The sequence below is a fragment of the Microbispora sp. H10670 genome (assembly GCF_014161385.1).
Taxonomy (GTDB): Bacteria; Actinomycetota; Actinomycetes; order Streptosporangiales; family Streptosporangiaceae; genus Microbispora; species Microbispora triticiradicis.
Genome location: NZ_JABBWW010000010.1, coordinates 120,630 through 137,709 on the forward strand (window position 1 = coordinate 120,630; position 17,080 = coordinate 137,709).

The window sequence follows — 17,080 nt, forward strand, 5'->3', positions numbered from 1 at the left end:
TCATCATGGACGCCTTCACCACGCACACCGGCCGGGCCGTGCCGCTGCGCCGCAGCAACGTGGACACCGACCAGATCATCCCGGCCGTCTGGCTCAAGCAGGTCAGCCGTACGGGCTTCGAGAAGGGCCTGTTCGCCGCCTGGCGGGAGGACCCGTCGTTCGTGCTCAACGACCCGGCGTACGAGGGCGCGTCGATCCTCGTCTCCGGGCCTGACTTCGGCACCGGCTCCTCGCGTGAGCACGCCGTCTGGGCCCTGCAGCAGTACGGCTTCCGCGCCGTGATCGCCTCGCGGTTCGGCGACATCTTCCGCAACAACTCCACCAAGATGGGCCTGCTGCCGGTCGTCCTGCCCGAGGACGTCGTCAAGAGCCTGCAGGACGCGGTGGAGGCCGACCCGAAGACGGAGATCACCGTCGACCTCGTGGAACGCCAGGTGCGCGCGGGGGACCTGGTCGCGTCGTTCGAGATCGACGACTACACCCGCTGGCGGCTGCTGGAGGGTCTCGACGACATCGGCCTGACCCTGCGTCACGCGGACGCCATCGAGGAGTACGAGAATGGGCGGCAGCCATGGCTGCCGACGACCGTCTGAACGAGCCTCAGACCGAAGACGCGCTGCTGGCGCGGCGACTGCGTGATGCGCACCGCCGCGTCAGGGCGTTAGCCTTACCACAGGAGGAGCAGGCCCGCCTGGCGCGACGGCTGCTTGCTATCTGTGACGTGGCAAAGCGGGACATAGCCCATGCGGCCGCCCGGCTGGACGTCTTCATCGCCTATCTGGACGGCGCATCCGACACGCCGAGCAGGCGAAACATGCCCCCCGGTGATTGAGTCCCGCGACCTCGTCCCCTAATTTCAAGCGCGTAAGGGGGAGGAACCGAAATGAACAAGAAGGAACTCGTCGACGCGATCACGGATCGTGTCGGTGACAAGAAGACGGCCACCGAGGCCGTCAACGCCGTCCTCGACGCCATCCAGGGTGCCGTCGCCAGTGGCGACAAGGTCTCGATCACCGGCTTCGGCGCCTTCGAGATGGTGCACAAGCCCGCCCGTACGGCTCGCAACCCCTCCACAGGCGACCCGATCAAGGTGGAGGAGAGCTGGGCGCCAAGGTTCCGCCCTGGCGCGGACTTCAAGGAGCAGGTCAACGCGGGCGGCAAGGCCGCCAAGAAGAAGTAGCCGGCCCGCGGGGTCCGGCGACGGCCGGCCCTGTGGTCGTCGCCGGCGTTGTCGTCTCTGCGAGGGCGTTCCGGCAGGAACGTTCACGCGGGATCGTTCAAGCAAGGCTCACGCAGGTTCAGCACTGTGGACGGCGCTCGGGTTCCCGGGCGCCGTTCGTCTTGTGCCCGTCATGACGGGGTAAACAGCGCGAAACTCCACCCTGAACTGCGCAAACGTGTGCAACCATCGGGAAAGCGAATCGCCGGGGCGCCTCCCGGACCCCCGGTGGTCCGCGCGCGATGCGACCGGGGGATTGAGTCAGTGCACGTCGGCCACGAACGAGAGACCAGCCGCATTCCACTGGACCTGTTCGACCAGGCGCCGGTCGGGGTCCTGGTGACCCGGGGCGAGGACCATCGGCTCGTCTACACGAACGCCGCCGTCGCCGCCATGTTCGGCGAGCGGCCGGACGGTGAGTGGTCGGTCGACGGGTGGACGTGCGGCGACCGTGCGGTCGGCGGGTGGCCGGCCGGGACACCTGTCCGGGAGGCCCTCCCCGGCCTCGTCCGGCGGCTCTCGCCCGGCACGCTCGGCCACGTCCTGAAGACGGGGGAGGCGGCGTGCCTCGACGAGGTCGTCGTCACGGTGACCGGTCCCGGCGGCGCGTCCCGCGAGGGCTCCTTCCGCCTGAGCCTGTCCAGGGTGCCCCTCACGTGCGGGGAGAACGGTCTGCTTGCGGTGGTCCAGGAGATCACGGCCCACCTCGCCGCCGCCCGGCGCGTCCGGGTCATGGAGAAGGAGTGGCGCCGCATCCAGCGCCGCTACCAGAGCATGGTGTGGGCGGACGCGCACCTGGTGTGGGTGACCGGCCCGCACGGCGAGGCCAGGGAGATGAGCCAGGGCTGGCAGCGGCTGACGGGGCAGAGCGTGGAGGAGAGCCTCGGCGACGGGTGGTTCCGGGCCGTCCACCCCGAGGACCGCGCGGCCGCCGTGGAGTCCTGGGACAGGGCCACCGAAGAGGCCGTCTCGCTCTACGAGCAGATCTACCGCGTCCGCACCCCCGACGGCCGCTACCGTCACGTCCGCTACCGGGCCGTGCCCGTGCATGAGGACGGCGAGGTGGTGGAGTGGGTGGGCGCCTCCACCGACGTCGAGCAGGAGTGGCAGGAGGCCCGGCGTCGCCGGCTGCTGGACCGCGCCGCCGCCGCGGCGAGCGACATCTCCAACCTGGAGGAGATGTGCCAGGAGTTCGCCAACGTGATCGTGCCGGAGCTGGCCGACTCGTGCTACGTCTACCTGCTGCCCGAGGCGATCGGCGCGCCGCCCGCGTCGATCGTCACCGAGCGCGTCGCCTCCGCCGTACGGGAGGGGCTGCCGAGCCTGCCGGCGCGGCGCAAGGAGTACCACCCCGCCGACAGCGGGTTCGTACGCGCGGTGCGGCAGCGCCGGCCCCTGCAGGCGACCTTCCCGCCGGGACGGCCGCCGTTCCCCTGCGCGGACAACGTGACGGCCTGGATCGAGGAGGCCGGGGAGCACAGCCTGGCCATCATGCCGGTCGTCGTCGAGGGCGAGGTGGCGACGGTGGTCGTGACCGGCGTCTGCGGGGACCGCCCTCCGATCGCGCCGGACGACGTCCGGTTGATGCGGGAGATGCTCGACCACACGCACGACGCGGTCAGCAAGGCCCTGCGGTTCCGCCGCAGCCAGAGAGTGGCGCTGGCCCTGCAGCACAGCCTGCTGGCGGAGCCGCCCCGGGTGCCCGGCCTGGAGATCGCCGCGCGCTACCAGGCGAGCCCGACCGCCGCGGAGATCGGCGGAGACTGGTACGACGCGTTCGTGCCGTCCGGCGGCGCCCTCGACCTGGTGATCGGTGACGTGGCCGGGCACGACCTCGCCGCGGCCGTGTGCATGAGCCAGGTGCGGAACATGCTGCGCGCGCTCGCCGTCGACCGCGACGAGTCTCCCGGGCACGTCCTGCGGCGGCTCAACGCCGCCCTGGAGACCCTGAACGGCGAGAGCACCGCGACCTGCGTCCTGACCCGCGCCGAGAGGGAAGAGGAGGGCGGCTGGCGGCTGGCCTACTCGGTGGCCGGGCATCCGCCGCCGTTGCTGGTGACCGGCGACGGGCGGAGCCGCTTCCTGCGCGACGCGCGCAACCCCCTCCTCGGCCTGGATCACGACAGGCCGTGGGCCAGCGCCGTGGAGCCGCTGCCGCCGCACGCCACTCTGCTGCTCTACACCGACGGCCTCGTCGAACGGCGGGGCGAGGACATCGGCGACGGGCTCGAACGGCTGCGGCGGTGCGCCGAGCCGCTCGCCCGCGCACCCCTGGGCCGGTTCTGCGACGAACTGCTCACCGGGATGCCCCTGACGGGAGAGGACGACATCGCCATGATCGCCCTGCGCCTGCCGTCGGCGGCCGCCCTCTCCTGACGCCGTACGGCGGTCAGGGTCCCAGCAGATTCAGGGTCCCAGCAGATGCCGCAGGATCGCGAGCCCGATCTCCAGCCCCACGACGAGGCCGACTCCCGCGTCGCCGGTGCCCACCAGCGCGAGGGCCAGCGGCATCAGGACGGGGAACAGGGCGCGGGCCGCCCTGACCAGGGTCGGCGGCAGCGCGAACGGGACAGAAATCGTGATGGTCATGACGGACCTCCTGTCACGCGCCGGACATCCGGGCACGGATGGGCACCCGTCACACGCCGGGCGGCGGGGCCGGACGCGCCTGCGCGGTCTCGGCCCGCGCGACGAGCCGGATCACCTCCGGCGGAGCCCGCCGGGCGCGGGAAGGGTGACGGGACGGAACGGATGTGGACTGCCGGAACTCATCCCGACCACCTCCTCACGGTCATGGGGCGACGACCGCGCCCCTCGCCGTACCGCGTCGCGCACGCACCCCTCACGTAAGAGCTTCGGCACTGCGCGGCGTGATCCCCGCGAGCGGGGAAGCCACTTGGGGTCACCCCTTAAGCCGGGGAGACCTGTCCTGACCCGGGACGTCTCTCGACGAGGAGGGTCAGTGGCCTGTGTCCGCGCAGACGCCTCACCGAACGAGGTGCCTGCCCTTTCAGTACACCCCTGGCCAGGGCGTCCGGTCAAACCCGCCCGGTGTCAACCACGAGGTCCCCTTCTCCGGGCACGGGGAAGGTCGACAGCGTGAGGTAGGAGACCCGGCCGTCCGCCATGAGGAGGGCGACCCGCTGACCGGGACGCAGGTGTCGCAGCGGCCCGGCGTCGAACGCCTCGCGGTCGAAGGGGACGCGGGTGCCGTCGTCGAGGAGGACCACGCCCGACCGGCTCTCCGGATCGAAGCTCCGCACCGTCGCCTGCACCGCCACCCGCACGTCGTCAGCCTATCGCCGCGTCCCGTACCGCGGTGAAACTCCGTTGACGTCCTGATCGCGCGGGTGCCAGCATCGTCCGGCGTGACCACGACGGCGAGCCGGAGCCTGTGGCGTGCCCGGGACTTCCGGCGCTACGCCGGCGCCGACGCGATCAGCAAGGTCGGCAGCCAGGTCTCCCTGGTCGCCCTGCCGCTCACGGCGGCGATCACCCTGCACGCGAGCCCGTTCCAGGTGGGCCTGCTCACCGCCGCGGAGATGCTGGCCTTCCTGCTCGTCGGGCTGCCCGCCGGAGCCTGGGTCGACCGGATGCCGCGCCGTCCGGTGCTGGTCGCGGCCGACGTGGTCCGCGCGGCGGCGCTGCTGTCGATTCCCGCCGCCGCGGCGGCCGGCGCGCTCGGACTTCCGCAGATGTACGCGGTGGCCCTGCTGACCGGGCTGTGCACGGTCTTCTTCGATGTGGCTCACCAGAGCTACCTGCCCGCGATCGTGGGCCCGCGGGGCCTCGCCCGCGGGCACGGCGTGCTGGCGGCGAACGTCTCGGTCGCCGAACTGTCGGGCCCCGCGATCGGCGGCTGGCTGGTCCAGGCGCTCACCGCGCCCATGGCGGTCGTCGCCGACGCCCTCAGCTACGCCGTCTCCGCACTGCTGCTCGTCCGCGTACGGACGGACGAGGGGCGAGGGCGGGCCGGGAGCCCGGGCGAGGGGCGGGCAGAGGAGCAGGGCGAGGCGGCGCGCGGCGGGTTGCGGTCCGAGATCGCCGAAGGGCTCCGGTTCGTCCTCGGGCAGCCCGTCCTGCGCCGTGTCGCCATGGTCGGGGCGCTGACGATGACGTCGTTCGGCCTGTGGTCGGCCACGGTGCCGCTGTACCTCGTCCGTGAGGTCGGCGTGTCCCCGGGCGCGTACGGCACGCTGCTGTCGGCGGGCGCGGCCGGCGGGGTGTTCGGCGCCTGGCTCGGCCCGAGAGCCGTCGCCCGGATGGGCACGGGCCGGGCCATGTACGCGTCGGCGCTGGCGGCCACGCTGTTCATCCCTCCGCTCGCGTTCACCGGGGGAGGCGCGCGCCTGCTGATCTTCCCGGCGGCTCTCGCGGCCAGTGGGATTGCGACGACCGTCTTCTCCGTGGCGCAGGGGACCTACCGTCAGTCGATCTGCCCTCCGCACCTGCTCGGCCGCCTGAGCGCCACCATGCGGTTCCTCATGTGGGGCCCGGCGCCGCTCGGCGGCCTGCTGGCGGGCACGCTCGGGCAGCTCGCCGGGGTGCGCGTGGCGTTCTGGGCGGCCTGCGGCGCGTACGCGCTCGCGCATGTGCCGATCCTGCTGGCGCCGGGCATCCGCCGGGTGGGCTGAGGCTCAGCCCGGTTCCGGCCGGTCGTCCCCGGGGTCCGGCTCGCCGATGTAGGAGGCGATGCCGCGCAGGATGATCTCGACGCCGAGCTCGAACCGGTAGTCGTTCGACTCGTCCACCATGACGTCGGCGAGCTCCACCAGGTTCGGGAACCGGTCCGGCGGCAGCGAGGCGAAGTAGCTCTGGATCTCCTCGCGCATCTTCTCCGGGGCCGCTCCGCCGTTCTCCGGATAGCGGTCCCGCCAGAGGCTCTCCTCCAGCACGAACCCGTCCATGTACGTCGACAGCAGGTCGCCCGCGATGGCGACGACCTTCCGCGGCAGCCCGGCGGCGGTGAACATCGCCAGCATCCGTTCGACGTGGGGGAGCAGCTCCGGGGTGAAGGGGACGTGGGCCATCGAGATCTTCGCCATGTCCCGGTGGCTGAGCAGGCGCTGCCTTCCCTGACGGGCGAAGTTCCTGAGCTGCTCCCGCCACTGCTCGGGATCGGGCTCGGGCAGCTCGTAGCCGTCGAAGAGCCGGTTGTACATCAGCTGCAGCAACTCGTCCTTGTCGCGCACGTGGACGTACAGCGCCGAGACGGCGACGTGCAGCTCGGCGGCCACCTGGCGCATGCTCAGCCCGTCGTAGCCCTCCCGGTCGAGGACCGCGTACGCGGCGTCGACGATGCGCTCCCGGCTCAGGGGCGCCCTGGGCGGCCTGCGTCGCTTCGGCGGGCGTTCCCACGGCGGCGTCGGCATGTCCGGCTGCGTCAACGAGAACCTCCCACTCTCACGCCCATGGTAGTGAACACCGCTCCCGCTCAGCGAACACCGCTCTCCAGACGAGATATATCTTGTGTGTCGCAAGAACGAGATATATCGTGAGAACAGCGGACTTTGAACTGAACGCCGTTCAATGATAGAACAGCGCTCAGTTATTGGTGAACACTGTTCAGAAACTCAAGGAGGGGTGATGGCGAACACCGTCAGCACCGCGGCGTCCGAGGCGCCGGTGGATGAGGCGCCCGCGTACCGGTGGCGCTGGGCCGCTCTCTTCGTGATCCTCGCGGCCGAGATCATGGATCTGCTCGACGCGATGGTCACCAACATCGCGGCCCCGAGCATGCGCGCCGACCTGGGCGGATCGGAGTCCGTCATCCAGTGGCTGGGCGCCGCCTACACGCTGGCCATGGCCGTGGGCCTGATCACCGGCGGCCGGCTGGGCGACATCTTCGGGCGCAAGCGGATGTTCCTGATCGGGGCCGCCGGATTCACCGCGGGCTCCCTGCTGTGCGCCGTCGCGCAGTCGCCCGAGATGCTCATCGGAGCCCGGGTGGTGCAGGGCCTGTTCGGCGCGGTCATGCTGCCCCAGGGGCTCGGCATGATCAAGGAGATGTTCCCGCCGGCCGAGATGGGCAAGGCGTTCGGCATGTTCGGGCCGATGATGGGCCTGTCCGCCGTGGGCGGCCCGATCCTGGCCGGCTGGCTCGTGGAGGCCGACTACTGGGGCACCGGCTGGCGCATGATCTTCCTGGTCAACCTGCCGCTCGGCCTCGCCGCGCTGGCCGCCGGTCTGCGCTTCCTGCCCGAGTCGCGGTCGCCGCACCCGCTGCGGCTCGACCTGGGCGGCGTCGTCCTCGCCTCCCTGGGCGGCTTCCTGGTGATCTACCCCCTCGTGCAGGGGCGTGAGCACGACTGGCCGGCGTGGGCCTTCGTCATGCTCGCCGCCTCGGTGGTGGTCTTCGCCGCCTTCGGATGGTTCCAGTCCCGCAGGAGCCGCACGGGCGGCGACCCGCTGATCGTGCCGAGCCTGTTCCGCAAGCGCGCGTTCACCGGCGGCCTGTTCACCGGGCTGGTGTTCTTCTCCGGCATGGCCGGGTTCATGCTGGCGTTCAACCTCTACTGCCAGATCGGGCTGCACTACTCCGCGCTGAAGGCCGGCCTGGTGATGGTCCCGTGGTCCGCGGGCATGATCGTCGGCTTCGGGGTCGCCCAGCCGCTGCAGAAGCTCGGGCGCCGGCTGCTGCACCTCGGCACGCTGGTCATGACGCTGGGGGTCCTCGGCGTCCTGCTCACGCTGACCGTCACCGGGACGCAGGTGACCGCCTGGCAGCTCGTCCCCGCCCTGCTGGTGAGCGGGGTCGGCATGGGCATGCTGATGTCGCCGTTCTTCGACATCGTCCTGGCCGGGGTGGAGGAGCACGAGACCGGCTCGGCCTCCGGCACGATGACCGCGGTCCAGCAGCTGGGCAACGCCTTCGGCGTGGCCCTGCTCGGCACGATCTTCTTCGACCTGCTCGGCGACCTGCCCACCGCCGCGAGCTTCGACCAGGCCATGAAGGTCACCCTCTGGGTCGTCGCCGGGATGCTCCTCGTGACGTTCGCGGTGGCGTTCCTCCTGCCCAGGCACGCCCGCGAGAACGCGGAGGCGACCCGCTAGCGGGCACGACGGAGTCGCGGGCGGTCATGCCGGAGCGGGGGCTCGGCGTGACCGCCTTTCCCTTCCCCCACGGTCTGGCCGCCGGCGCGTCAGCGCGGTGCGCCGCCCAGGATCCGGGCGGCGACCTCGGCGGTGGCGGGGCCGACGCCGAGGGCGAGGGCCTCGCGCAGGTCCTCGACCGTGTCGACGTCCCGGCGCACCGACGCGATCCCGGGCGGGGCCAGCTCCTTGGCCCCCCGCGAGAGGTGCCGGGCCCGCGACTCGCCGCCGAACCCCGGCCGGAAGGGCACGCCGGGCCGTACGCCGTAGAACGTGGTGCCGACCTCGGCGGCGTCGGGGACGAACGCCTGGTCGAACTCCGGCGCGGCCCCGAGCACCGTCTCCAGCTCCGCGGGCCGCAGGGCGGGCAGGTCGGCCTGCAGGGCGCCGACGGCGTCGCCCGGCGCGAGCCTTACGGCCTCCTCCGCGCCGGTCCGCAGGGCCGTGTTCAGTCCCCGGTCGGGATCGGCCACCACGTGGGCGCCCAGGGCGGCCAGCCGCCGCGCGGGCAGCGGGTCGGCCGTCACGACCACCACCCGCGCCACGAGGCGGCAGCGCAGCGCCGCCGCCACGGTGTCGAGGGCCACCGCCACCGCCAGGTCGGCCCGGTACGGTCCCGCCGCGGCGGCGAGCCGGGTCTTGGCCCGGATCAGGGTCTTCACCGGAACCACAATTGACCATCGCACCAGGGGCATGGTTGTAGCATCCCGCCTCGACATCGCGCATGGCCAACCGGGAGACTTGTCCCGGATTCTGGTGATTTTGGAGACCTTGTGAGCCACCCCAGCGACCCCGCACCCGACCCGAGCACTCCCGCACCCCGCGCCGCCGACCCCGGTTCCGGTCGTCCCCAAGGGGTGGTGAGCCGGCGGGCCGGGCGGCCGCCCCGCCGGTGGGAGGCGCTCGCGGTCGTCGTCGTCAAGCCGATCTCCCGGCTGTTCGTACGGCGGAAGTGGCGCGGCGGGGAGAACATCCCGCGCACGGGAGGGCTGATCATCGCGGCCAACCACCTGTCGTGGTCCGACCCCGTGCTGCTCGCCCACTACCTCTACAACAACGGGCGGTGGCCGACGATCCTGGCCAAGGCCGGCCTCTTCCGGCTGCCCCTCCTCGGCCGCGCCGTCAGGCAGCTCCAGGCCATCCCGGTCGAGCGCAACAGCACCGAGGCCACACGGTCGCTCAAGATCGCCGAAGAGCGGCTGCGCAACGGCGCCTGCATCATGTTCTATCCCGAGGGCACGATCAGCCGCGATCCCGAGATGTGGCCGATGGCGGGCAAGACCGGCGTCGCCCGGCTGGCCCTCACGAGCGGCGTGCCGGTCATCCCGATCGCCCACTGGGGCGCCCAGGAGCTGCTGCCGTACGGCGAGAAGAAGCCTCGCCTCCTGCCCCGCACGACCTTCCACGTGCTCGCCGGGCCGCCGGTCGACCTGTCCCGGTACGCCGGGCAGCCCCTGCGCGGCTCGGTCCTGCGTGACGCGACCGCGGACATCATGGCGGCCATCACCGCCCTGCTCGCCGAGATTCGGGATGAGAAGGCGCCAGAGGTCCCCTATGACCCGAAGAACGACTCCAACGGCTGACCGGAGCGTACGGTGAGGGGTGAGCGCGCGAGGCAAGAGGAGTGGTGCGTCCAGTGACCAGGGCGGCTGTGTTTGGTACGGGCTCGTGGGGCACCACGTTCGCGATGATCCTCGCCGAGGCGGGCACCACTCCGACCCTCTGGGGCAGGCGGGCGCAGATCGTCGACGCGATCAACGAGACCCGGGAGAACCCGGAGTACCTGCCGGGGACGCGGCTGCCCGACACTCTGCGCGCGACGACCGACCCCGCCGAGGCCATGGACGGCGCCGACTTCGTGGTCCTCGCCATCCCGTCCCAGACGCTGCGCGGCAACCTCCAGGTGTGGAAGCACCACATCCCGCCCGGGGCCGTGCTGGTCAGCCTGATGAAGGGCGTCGAACTCGGCAGCTGCAAGCGGATGAGCGAGGTCGTCTGCGAGGTGGCGGAGGTGCCGGAGAGCCGGGTGGCCGTGGTCTCGGGGCCCAACCTGGTCCCCGAACTGGCCCGGCGGCAGCCCGCCGCGGCCGTCGTCGCCTGCACCGACGAGGAGGTGGCGGCCCGGCTGCAGGAGGCGTGCCACCTGCCGTGGTTCCGGACGTACACGAACCCGGACGTGGTCGGGGTCGAACTCGGCGGCGCGGTCAAGAACGTCATCGCGCTGGCCGTCGGCGTCGCGGCCGGCATGGGCCTGGGCGACAACGTGCGCGCCACGCTCATGACCCGAGGGCTCGCCGAGATCGCCCGGCTGGGCGCGGCGCTCGGCGCCGACCAGCACACCTTCGCGGGCCTCGCCGGCATGGGCGACCTCGTCGCGACCTGCACCTCGCCGCTGTCGCGCAACCGGACCTTCGGCGAGAACCTGGGCCGCGGGATGACGATGGCCGAGGTCGTCGCGGCCACGAAGCAGACCGCCGAGGGCGTCAAGTCGTGTGAGTCGGTGCTCGAACTGGCCAGGAAGCACGACGTGGAGATGCCGATCACCGAGGTGGTCGTGGGGGTCGTCCACGACGGCATGACCCCCGGAGAGGCCGCCGTGCTGCTCATGTCCCGCACGCCGAAACCGGAGCGCTACGGCGTCTGACCAGCCGTCCGGCTCTCCGCCGCGCGCGGCTGACAAGCCGTTATGCCCCTCGAACACGGTAGATTCGGGCATCATGAATGAGGATCGCGAGTCCCCGTCACGCGTGCGCGTGGCAGTCGTCTTCGGCGGGCGCAACTCCGAGCACGCCGTCTCGCTGATGGGCGCGGGCAGCGTGCTGCAGGCCATCGACCGGACGAAGTACGAGGTCGTCCCCATCGGCATCGCCCAGGACGGGCGCTGGGTGCTGGCCTCCGGCAGCCAGACGTACGCGATCGAGTCGGGCCGCCTCCCCGTCGTGGACGACTCGGGCACGGCGCTCGCGCTGCCCGCGGATTCGGGCGCGCTCGTGGCCCTGGAGCCCGGCGAGATCCCGCTCCCGCTCGGGCAGGTGGACGTCGTCTTCCCGGTCATGCACGGCCCGTTCGGCGAGGACGGGACCATCCAGGGCCTGCTGGAGATGGCCGGGGTCCGTTACGTCGGCTCGGGCGTGCTGGCCAGCGCGGTCGGGATGGACAAGGCGTACATGAAGCTCGTCCTGCGCGCCGCCGGCCTGCCGGTCGGCCCGTTCGTGGTCGTACGGGACCGCGACTGGCGCCTCGACCGCGGCCGGGTGCTGAAGGAGATCGAGGAACTGGGCTGGCCGGTGTTCGTCAAGCCGTCCAGGGCCGGGTCGTCGCAGGGCATCTCCAAGGCGCACGATCCCGAGTCGCTGGAGCAGGCGATCGAGCGGGCCCGCGAGCACGACCCGAAGGTGCTGGTCGAGGCCGCCGTCGTCGGCCGGGAGATCGAGTGCGCGGTGCTGGAGTCGCCGGACGGCGCCGCTCCCGAGGCCAGCGTCCCCGGCGAGGTGCTGGTGCGGGGCGAGCGCGAGTTCTTCGACTTCGAGGCCAAGTATCACCCCGGCCAGATGGAGCTGCGGGCCCCGGCCGACATCCCCGCCGAGGTGGCCGAGACGATCCGGGCCATGGCGGTGCGCGCGTACGAGGCGCTCGGCTGCGAGGGACTGTCGAGGGTCGACTTCTTCTACACGCCGTCCGGGGAGCTGATCGTCAACGAGATCAACACCATGCCGGGCTTCACCTCGCTGTCGGTCGCGCCGCAGCTGTGGGCCGCCACCGGGCTGCCGTACGCCGACCTGGTGGACCGCCTGATCCAGCTCGCCCTGCGCCGCCCCGCCGGGCTGCGCTGACCGTGCCGTCCCGACGGCTCGCGCCGACTACTCGGGGACGTTGCGCTTGACCGGCCCGGCGAGATCGACCAGCACCGCGGCCGGTTGGTGGTTCTTGGCGATGGTGACCTCGACGTACGCCACCCGGTTGACCGAGGTGAACAGCGTCGGCAGCCGGGGGTCCTGGAACCAGCCCACGCCGTTGACGTCGACGACCTCGGCCGTGGGCTCCATCGCGGCCGGCCGGGGCACACCGCAGCGCAGGGCGATCTGGCCGTCGCCCCAGACGGCGACGTACGGCGAGGGCGGCTCGGAGCCGGCCCGGCCGAGCCCGTCGAGCGTCTCCGGCAGGGCCGCGCCGAGCCTGCGGCAGGCCGCCGCGGCCTCGCCGGCGGGCGTGGGCGGCTCCACGTGGACGGTGGACGAGCAGGCCGCGAGCAGGGCCAGCGTCACACCCGCCGCGGCCGTGCCCACCGCCGCGGGCCGCCTCGCCACGCGCATCGTCCCCCCGGTCGGTTCGCGGTCAGATGTGGACGATCGGACACGTCAGTGTACGAGTGATGCCCTGCACCGCCTGGATCTGGGCCACCACGAGCTTGCCGAGTTCGTCCACGTTGTTGGCCCGGGCGCGGACGATCACGTCGTAGGGGCCGGTGACATCCTCGGCCTGCGTCACCCCAGGGATGGACGAGATCTCCTCGGCCACGTTGGCCGCCCTGCCGACCTCGGTCTGGATAAGGATGTAGGCCTGCACCATGACGCCCTCCGGGTAGAGATCAGTGCCGGAGCGTAACCGTACCTCGGATGCACAAGGGGTGTGCTATCACAGTCGGAGAACTGGGCGAATTCGGAGTAATTCAGCGAATATCGGGACGGCTTACCCAGGGCGCGGCCGTGCTGCTGGGCCCCGGTGACGACGCCGCGATCCTGCGCGCGCCCGACGGCCGGGTGGTGGTGAGCACGGACCTTCTGGTCGAGGGACGGCACTTCCGCCGCGACTGGTCGGGTGGCTACGACATCGGCCGCAAGGCGGCGGCGCAGAACCTCGCCGACATCGCCGCCATGGGGGCCGATCCCACCGCGCTGGTGGTCGGGCTCGGCCTGCCCCCGGACGCCGCCGCCGACTGGCTGGACGCGCTGACCGACGGCTTCCGCGACGAGTGCGACCTCGTCGGCGCGACCGTGGCGGGGGGCGACGTCACGCGTTCGGAGATCGTCGTGCTCGGGGTGACCGCGCTCGGGGACCTCGGCGGACGGCCGCCGGTGACGCGGTCGGGCGCGCGGCCCGGGGACGTGGTCGCGGTGGCGGGACGACTCGGTCACGCGGCGGCGGGTCTCGCCCTGCTCACGGCGGGGGCGGGCGCCGGGGCGCCGGAGTTGCGGGAGCTTCCGGAGGCGCACCGGCGCCCCCGGCCGCCGTACGCCTGCGGGCCCCAGGCCGCTCTGCTCGGCGCGACGGCCATGCTCGACGTGAGCGACGGCCTGCTGCAGGACCTCGGGCACGTCGCGGAGGCCTCGGGAGTGGCCGTCGCCCTGGACGCCGCCGCCCTGCCCGTGGCGGAGGTCCTGGCCGCGGCGGCCGGCGAACTGGGGGCCGACCCGCTGGAGTGGGTGCTGACCGGCGGCGACGACCACGCGCTCGCCGCGACCTTCCCTCCCGCCGTACGGCTGCCGCCGGAGTGGACGGTCATCGGCGAGGTCGAGCAGGGTCAGGGCGTCCGCGTCGACGGGCAGGTCAGGACGGTGGGGGGATGGGATCACTTCCGTGAATGATGTGAAATTTGTGACATACGTGTATTAGATCTGTTATTAAGTATGGCGGTCGGCGACAGAGAGGACCGCCATGGGCCGTCACGCGGCAGGACGAAACACCGGAGAAGGTCACCTCCCCGGGGAGGGGACGCCGGACGTGGGTGACCCCGGCGACCCGGAACCGGGGCCGGGCACCAGGACCTTCGCCGCGCTGTCTCCCGAGAGCCTCGCCTCCCACGACGACGCCCCTCGCGGCTTCCTCGGCTCCGGCTGGAACGATCGGCCGGAGCCGCCGAAGCGCCTGCGGCGGATGGCCTTGGTGTCCGGCCTGTCGGTGCTGCTGGCCGTCGGCGTGACGACGGGCGGGGCGCGGCTGATGGCCGGGCGGACCACGCTGACCGTCGACCCGCCCCGGCAGGCCTGCGTGTCCACCGTGGACTGTGCCGCGAACAGCGCCCCCTCTCTCGGCGCGGGGGCGCCGCAGGAGACCGGCTCCGCCCCGCAGACAGGCGACGCGGCGGGAGGCGGAGACGGAGCCGCGGACGGCCGGACCGGGGAGGACCCGGCACAGGGCGACACCGGTCCCGGCGCGTCACCCCGTCCCGACTCCCAGCCCGGCTCCCAGCCCGACTCCGGCCCCGTCCCGGGCGCCGATCCGGGTCGTGGCCGGGAGAAGGCGCGGACCTCGTCCTCCGCCTCCCCGAAGCCGCGTGTCACGTCGCCCGCCGGGAACCGGAGCGGCGCGCGGACCGGCGCCGGATCCACGCCCGCCGACGTCGGCGCTCCCGCGACGGCCGACGCCCCCGGAGCGGGTGGCACGACGGGTGGCACGGACCCGGGCGGCCCCGTCGCCCTGGACACCTCGGAGCCGGACGAGGCGGGCTCGGCGAACTCGGGCGGGGAGGCCCCGCACACCGACTCGGCCGCCCCGGCCGCCGCGCGGGGCGACGGCGCCGTCCGCGTGACCTACTCGGCGGCGGGCAGGCGCGGCGCGGCCTACACCGCCAGGCTCGCCGTACGCAACGAGGGCCCGGCGCTGTCCTCCTGGACGCTCCGGCTGCCGGTCGGCGGGCGGGTGACGGCGGTGCAGGGCGCCTCCGGCTGGGAGCAGCAGGGGGACACCCTGGTCGTCACCGGCGAGTCGCTCGCCGAGGGCGGCGAGATCGGCGTCGCCTTCGACGCCGAGGGCGCCTCCCGGACCCCGGCCGAATGCTCACTCGCCGAAGGGAGCTGTGCCGTCGCGAGCGGCTCGTCCCGCCACCGTCACCGCTGACGCTCGCGCCCAGGTCCCGTGCCCCGGCGGCGGTCACCGAGGAGTGACGCGCCGTCGTCTGCGGCTCGTCCCGCCACCACCGCTGACCCCGTCGAAGGGTGCCTCGCCGGCGTGGTCGCCGAGGTGTGGTGTGCCGTCGTCTGCGGCTCTCCGCGCCGTCACAGTGTGCGGTGAGGCCAGCGCCGGAGCCCGGGTGGCCGGGCCCGGGTGTACTCGCGAAGGGGCGCGGCTCGCGTCAAGGGGGACCTGGTTGGATGGTGCCCATGACCACCCCACCACGTGTTCTGACGATCGCGGGCTCCGACTCCGGCGGCGGCGCCGGCATCCAGGCCGACCTGAAGACCATGCTGGCCCTCGGCGTGCACGGCATGAGCGTGATCGCCGCGGTGACGGCGCAGAACTCGCTGGGCGTGCAGGGCTACTGGGAGCTGCCCCCGGAGGCGGTGCGGGCGCAGCTCGACTCGGTCCTCGGCGACATCGGAGCGCAGGCGATCAAGACGGGCATGCTGGCCTCGCCGGCGCTGGTGGAGACCGTCGCCGAGGTCCTCGCGGGCGTCGCCGTTCCCGTCGTGGTGGACCCCGTCGGCGTGTCCAAGCACGGCGACAGCCTGCTCCGGCCGGAGGCCGTGGAGACCGTCAGGAGGACGCTGCTGCCCACGGCGACCGTGGTCACCCCCAACCTGTGGGAGGTCGAGCAGCTCACGAACGTCAAGGTCGAAGACGAGGCCGACCTGCCCCGCGCCGCCGAGGCGGTGCTGGCGCTCGGCCCGAAGTGGGCGCTCGTCAAGGGAGGGCACCTGCCCGGCGAGCCCGTCGACCTGCTGACCGACGGATCGGCCGAGCACCGCTTCACCGCCGAGCGGCTCGACAACCGGCACACCCATGGCACCGGCTGCACGCTCGCCTCCGCCATCGCGTCCTACCTCGCCCTCGGCGAGGACGTCCCCGGCGCCGTACGGCGGGCCAAGGAGTACGTCACGGGCGCGATCGCGCACGGGTTCCCGCTGGGCGCGGGCATCGGCCCGGTCGACCACGGCTGGCGAACGCGCGCGGACGTCTGAGCGGGATCACGCCGACCGCGCCCGTACCGTGGCGCGGCCGGCGGAGGTCCGTCGCGTCACCGGTCCGGCGTGAGGAGAGGCTTGACGTCGAGGATCGGGGTCGCGTCGAGAGCTTCGAGGTTGCCGACCTGGACGCGCGTTCCGGCGATGGCGAGGATGCGGACCTCGTGCAGGCCGATCGGGTTGGGCCGGTCGGGACTGCGGGTGGTGAAGACGCCGGCGCGCGGACGCGTGGCGTCGCCGCGCGGGTGGACGGTGAGCGTGTCGCGGTCGGCACGGTCGAGCCAGGTGAGCAGGAGCACGTCGGTGCCCGGCGACAGGCCCTCCAGGGCGGGCGCGTACCGCTCGTCGAAGACGAGCCAGGCGCCGGGGGCGCCTTCGTCGGCTTGCAGGGGTGCCGCCGCTCGATCGGTGAGGGGCGACTCCACTCGCCCGATCACGCGCAGCGTGTATTCGCTCAACAGCCCGAACCCTTCCTGGTTCGCCGATGTCCGGAACGGCGTCGGCGTCACGGATCGAACCCGCGTGATCCGGCGTGCGCGGGCCCGGCCGGCTCGAACGATCATGGGCCGGAATCCGGCTCCGCGGGAGTCGTGCGCGGTCGGCACGTGCCCGTCACCGGTCCCGGGAGTGCGAGAGCCCGCCACCGAACCGGTGGCGGGCTCTCGCGGAGTCACACGGTCAGCGGGTGACCTTGCCCGCCTTGATGCAGGAGGTGCAGACGTTCATCCGCTTCGGCGTCCCGTTGACCACCGCGCGCACGGTCTGGATGTTGGGGTTCCAGCGGCGGCGGGTGCGGCGGTGCGAGTGGGAGATGTTGTTGCCGAAAATCGGCTTCTTGGCGCAGACGTCGCAGACGGAAGCCACGGTA

The 17,080-nt window shown here is 72.7% G+C and carries 20 protein-coding genes and 1 riboswitch; of the genes, 12 read left to right on the top strand and 8 right to left on the bottom strand.

The window, feature by feature from the left end:
* The first annotated feature begins 5 nt into the window (after nt 1-5).
* The 4 genes from leuD (at nt 6) to HHX33_RS16585 (ending at nt 3,595) form a co-directional block, all read left to right on the top strand.
* Nucleotides 6-593 (top strand): 3-isopropylmalate dehydratase small subunit, encoded by a 588-nt coding sequence (gene leuD, locus HHX33_RS16570; protein ID WP_111698128.1) that lies wholly within the window; start codon nt 6-8, stop codon nt 591-593.
* Entirely contained in the window at nt 572-832 is a 261-nt protein-coding gene (locus HHX33_RS16575; RefSeq protein ID WP_111698129.1) for a hypothetical protein, read from the top strand. Before leuD ends, HHX33_RS16575 begins: the two co-directional genes overlap by 22 nt.
* 51 nt (nt 833-883) lie before the next feature.
* Nucleotides 884-1,180 carry an HU family DNA-binding protein gene (locus HHX33_RS16580; RefSeq protein ID WP_111698130.1) on the top strand — a complete coding sequence of 99 codons (297 nt, stop codon included), beginning with the start codon at nt 884-886 and terminating at the stop codon, nt 1,178-1,180.
* Between the two features lie 303 nt (nt 1,181-1,483).
* Entirely contained in the window at nt 1,484-3,595 is a 2,112-nt protein-coding gene (locus tag HHX33_RS16585; protein WP_310741408.1) for a SpoIIE family protein phosphatase, read from the top strand.
* Between the two features lie 30 nt (nt 3,596-3,625).
* Here HHX33_RS16585 and HHX33_RS16590 read toward each other — a convergent pair whose 3' ends face one another.
* Both HHX33_RS16590 and HHX33_RS16595 read right to left on the bottom strand, forming a co-directional pair.
* Nucleotides 3,626-3,808, bottom strand: a complete 183-nt coding sequence (locus HHX33_RS16590; protein ID WP_182875387.1) for a hypothetical protein — start codon at nt 3,806-3,808, stop codon at nt 3,626-3,628.
* 243 nt (nt 3,809-4,051) lie between these two features.
* Nucleotides 4,052-4,224: riboswitch (M-box (ykoK) riboswitch) on the bottom strand.
* 33 nt (nt 4,225-4,257) lie between these two features.
* A complete protein-coding gene (locus HHX33_RS16595) occupies nt 4,258-4,506 on the bottom strand; it encodes a cold-shock protein (RefSeq protein ID WP_259402544.1) in 249 nt (82 codons plus the stop codon).
* An 81-nt stretch (nt 4,507-4,587) separates the two neighbouring features.
* Here HHX33_RS16595 and HHX33_RS16600 point away from each other — a divergent pair, with 81 nt between their 5' ends.
* Nucleotides 4,588-5,853: an MFS transporter gene (locus tag HHX33_RS16600; RefSeq protein WP_182875388.1), complete on the top strand. Its 1,266-nt coding sequence runs from the start codon at nt 4,588-4,590 to the stop codon at nt 5,851-5,853.
* 3 nt (nt 5,854-5,856) lie between these two features.
* Here HHX33_RS16600 and HHX33_RS16605 read toward each other — a convergent pair whose 3' ends face one another.
* Nucleotides 5,857-6,606 carry a TetR/AcrR family transcriptional regulator gene (locus HHX33_RS16605; RefSeq protein WP_220501871.1) on the bottom strand — a complete coding sequence of 250 codons (750 nt, stop codon included), beginning with the start codon at nt 6,604-6,606 and terminating at the stop codon, nt 5,857-5,859.
* Between the two features lie 199 nt (nt 6,607-6,805).
* Between HHX33_RS16605 and HHX33_RS16610 the strand changes: the two genes are divergently transcribed.
* The gene (locus HHX33_RS16610) at nt 6,806-8,272 is read left to right on the top strand and encodes an MFS transporter (protein ID WP_182875389.1); all 1,467 of its coding nucleotides are present in this window, start codon (nt 6,806-6,808) and stop codon (nt 8,270-8,272) included.
* Nucleotides 8,273-8,361: 89 nt separating this feature from the next.
* On the opposite strand, the gene cofC is transcribed toward HHX33_RS16610, so the two are convergent.
* Nucleotides 8,362-9,006 (bottom strand): 2-phospho-L-lactate guanylyltransferase, encoded by a 645-nt coding sequence (gene cofC / locus HHX33_RS16615; protein WP_182875390.1) that lies wholly within the window; start codon nt 9,004-9,006, stop codon nt 8,362-8,364.
* A gap of 78 nt (nt 9,007-9,084) precedes the next feature.
* On the opposite strand from cofC, the gene HHX33_RS16620 reads away from it, so the two are divergent.
* From HHX33_RS16620 to HHX33_RS16630, 3 genes are all read left to right on the top strand, one after another.
* Nucleotides 9,085-9,894: a lysophospholipid acyltransferase family protein gene (locus HHX33_RS16620; RefSeq protein ID WP_310741409.1), complete on the top strand. Its 810-nt coding sequence runs from the start codon at nt 9,085-9,087 to the stop codon at nt 9,892-9,894.
* A gap of 53 nt (nt 9,895-9,947) precedes the next feature.
* Nucleotides 9,948-10,955 carry an NAD(P)H-dependent glycerol-3-phosphate dehydrogenase gene (locus tag HHX33_RS16625; protein WP_182875391.1) on the top strand — a complete coding sequence of 336 codons (1,008 nt, stop codon included), beginning with the start codon at nt 9,948-9,950 and terminating at the stop codon, nt 10,953-10,955.
* Nucleotides 10,956-11,028: 73 nt separating this feature from the next.
* The gene (locus HHX33_RS16630; RefSeq protein WP_138462888.1) at nt 11,029-12,144 is read left to right on the top strand and encodes a D-alanine--D-alanine ligase family protein; all 1,116 of its coding nucleotides are present in this window, start codon (nt 11,029-11,031) and stop codon (nt 12,142-12,144) included.
* A 27-nt stretch (nt 12,145-12,171) separates the two neighbouring features.
* On the opposite strand, the gene HHX33_RS16635 is transcribed toward HHX33_RS16630, so the two are convergent.
* Nucleotides 12,172-12,618 carry a DUF3515 domain-containing protein gene (locus tag HHX33_RS16635; protein ID WP_310741410.1) on the bottom strand — a complete coding sequence of 149 codons (447 nt, stop codon included), beginning with the start codon at nt 12,616-12,618 and terminating at the stop codon, nt 12,172-12,174.
* A 28-nt stretch (nt 12,619-12,646) separates the two neighbouring features.
* Nucleotides 12,647-12,880, bottom strand: coding sequence for an Lrp/AsnC family transcriptional regulator (locus HHX33_RS16640; RefSeq protein WP_111698157.1), 234 nt, complete (start codon nt 12,878-12,880; stop codon nt 12,647-12,649).
* 47 nt (nt 12,881-12,927) lie between these two features.
* On the opposite strand from HHX33_RS16640, the gene HHX33_RS16645 reads away from it, so the two are divergent.
* From HHX33_RS16645 to thiD, 3 genes are all read left to right on the top strand, one after another.
* A complete protein-coding gene (locus HHX33_RS16645) occupies nt 12,928-13,896 on the top strand; it encodes a thiamine-phosphate kinase (protein WP_182875393.1) in 969 nt (322 codons plus the stop codon).
* A gap of 136 nt (nt 13,897-14,032) precedes the next feature.
* The gene (locus tag HHX33_RS16650) at nt 14,033-15,148 is read left to right on the top strand and encodes a hypothetical protein (protein ID WP_182875394.1); all 1,116 of its coding nucleotides are present in this window, start codon (nt 14,033-14,035) and stop codon (nt 15,146-15,148) included.
* Nucleotides 15,149-15,402: 254 nt separating this feature from the next.
* Complete coding sequence (gene thiD, locus HHX33_RS16655; RefSeq protein ID WP_182875395.1) at nt 15,403-16,209, top strand: bifunctional hydroxymethylpyrimidine kinase/phosphomethylpyrimidine kinase; 807 nt, start codon at nt 15,403-15,405, stop codon at nt 16,207-16,209.
* 56 nt (nt 16,210-16,265) lie between these two features.
* On the opposite strand, the gene tsaA is transcribed toward thiD, so the two are convergent.
* Nucleotides 16,266-16,670: a tRNA (N6-threonylcarbamoyladenosine(37)-N6)-methyltransferase TrmO gene (gene tsaA, locus HHX33_RS16660; RefSeq protein ID WP_259402545.1), complete on the bottom strand. Its 405-nt coding sequence runs from the start codon at nt 16,668-16,670 to the stop codon at nt 16,266-16,268.
* Nucleotides 16,671-16,890: 220 nt separating this feature from the next.
* A complete protein-coding gene (gene rpmB / locus HHX33_RS16665; protein ID WP_030506042.1) occupies nt 16,891-17,076 on the bottom strand; it encodes a 50S ribosomal protein L28 in 186 nt (61 codons plus the stop codon).
* Nucleotides 17,077-17,080: the final 4 nt, after the last annotated feature.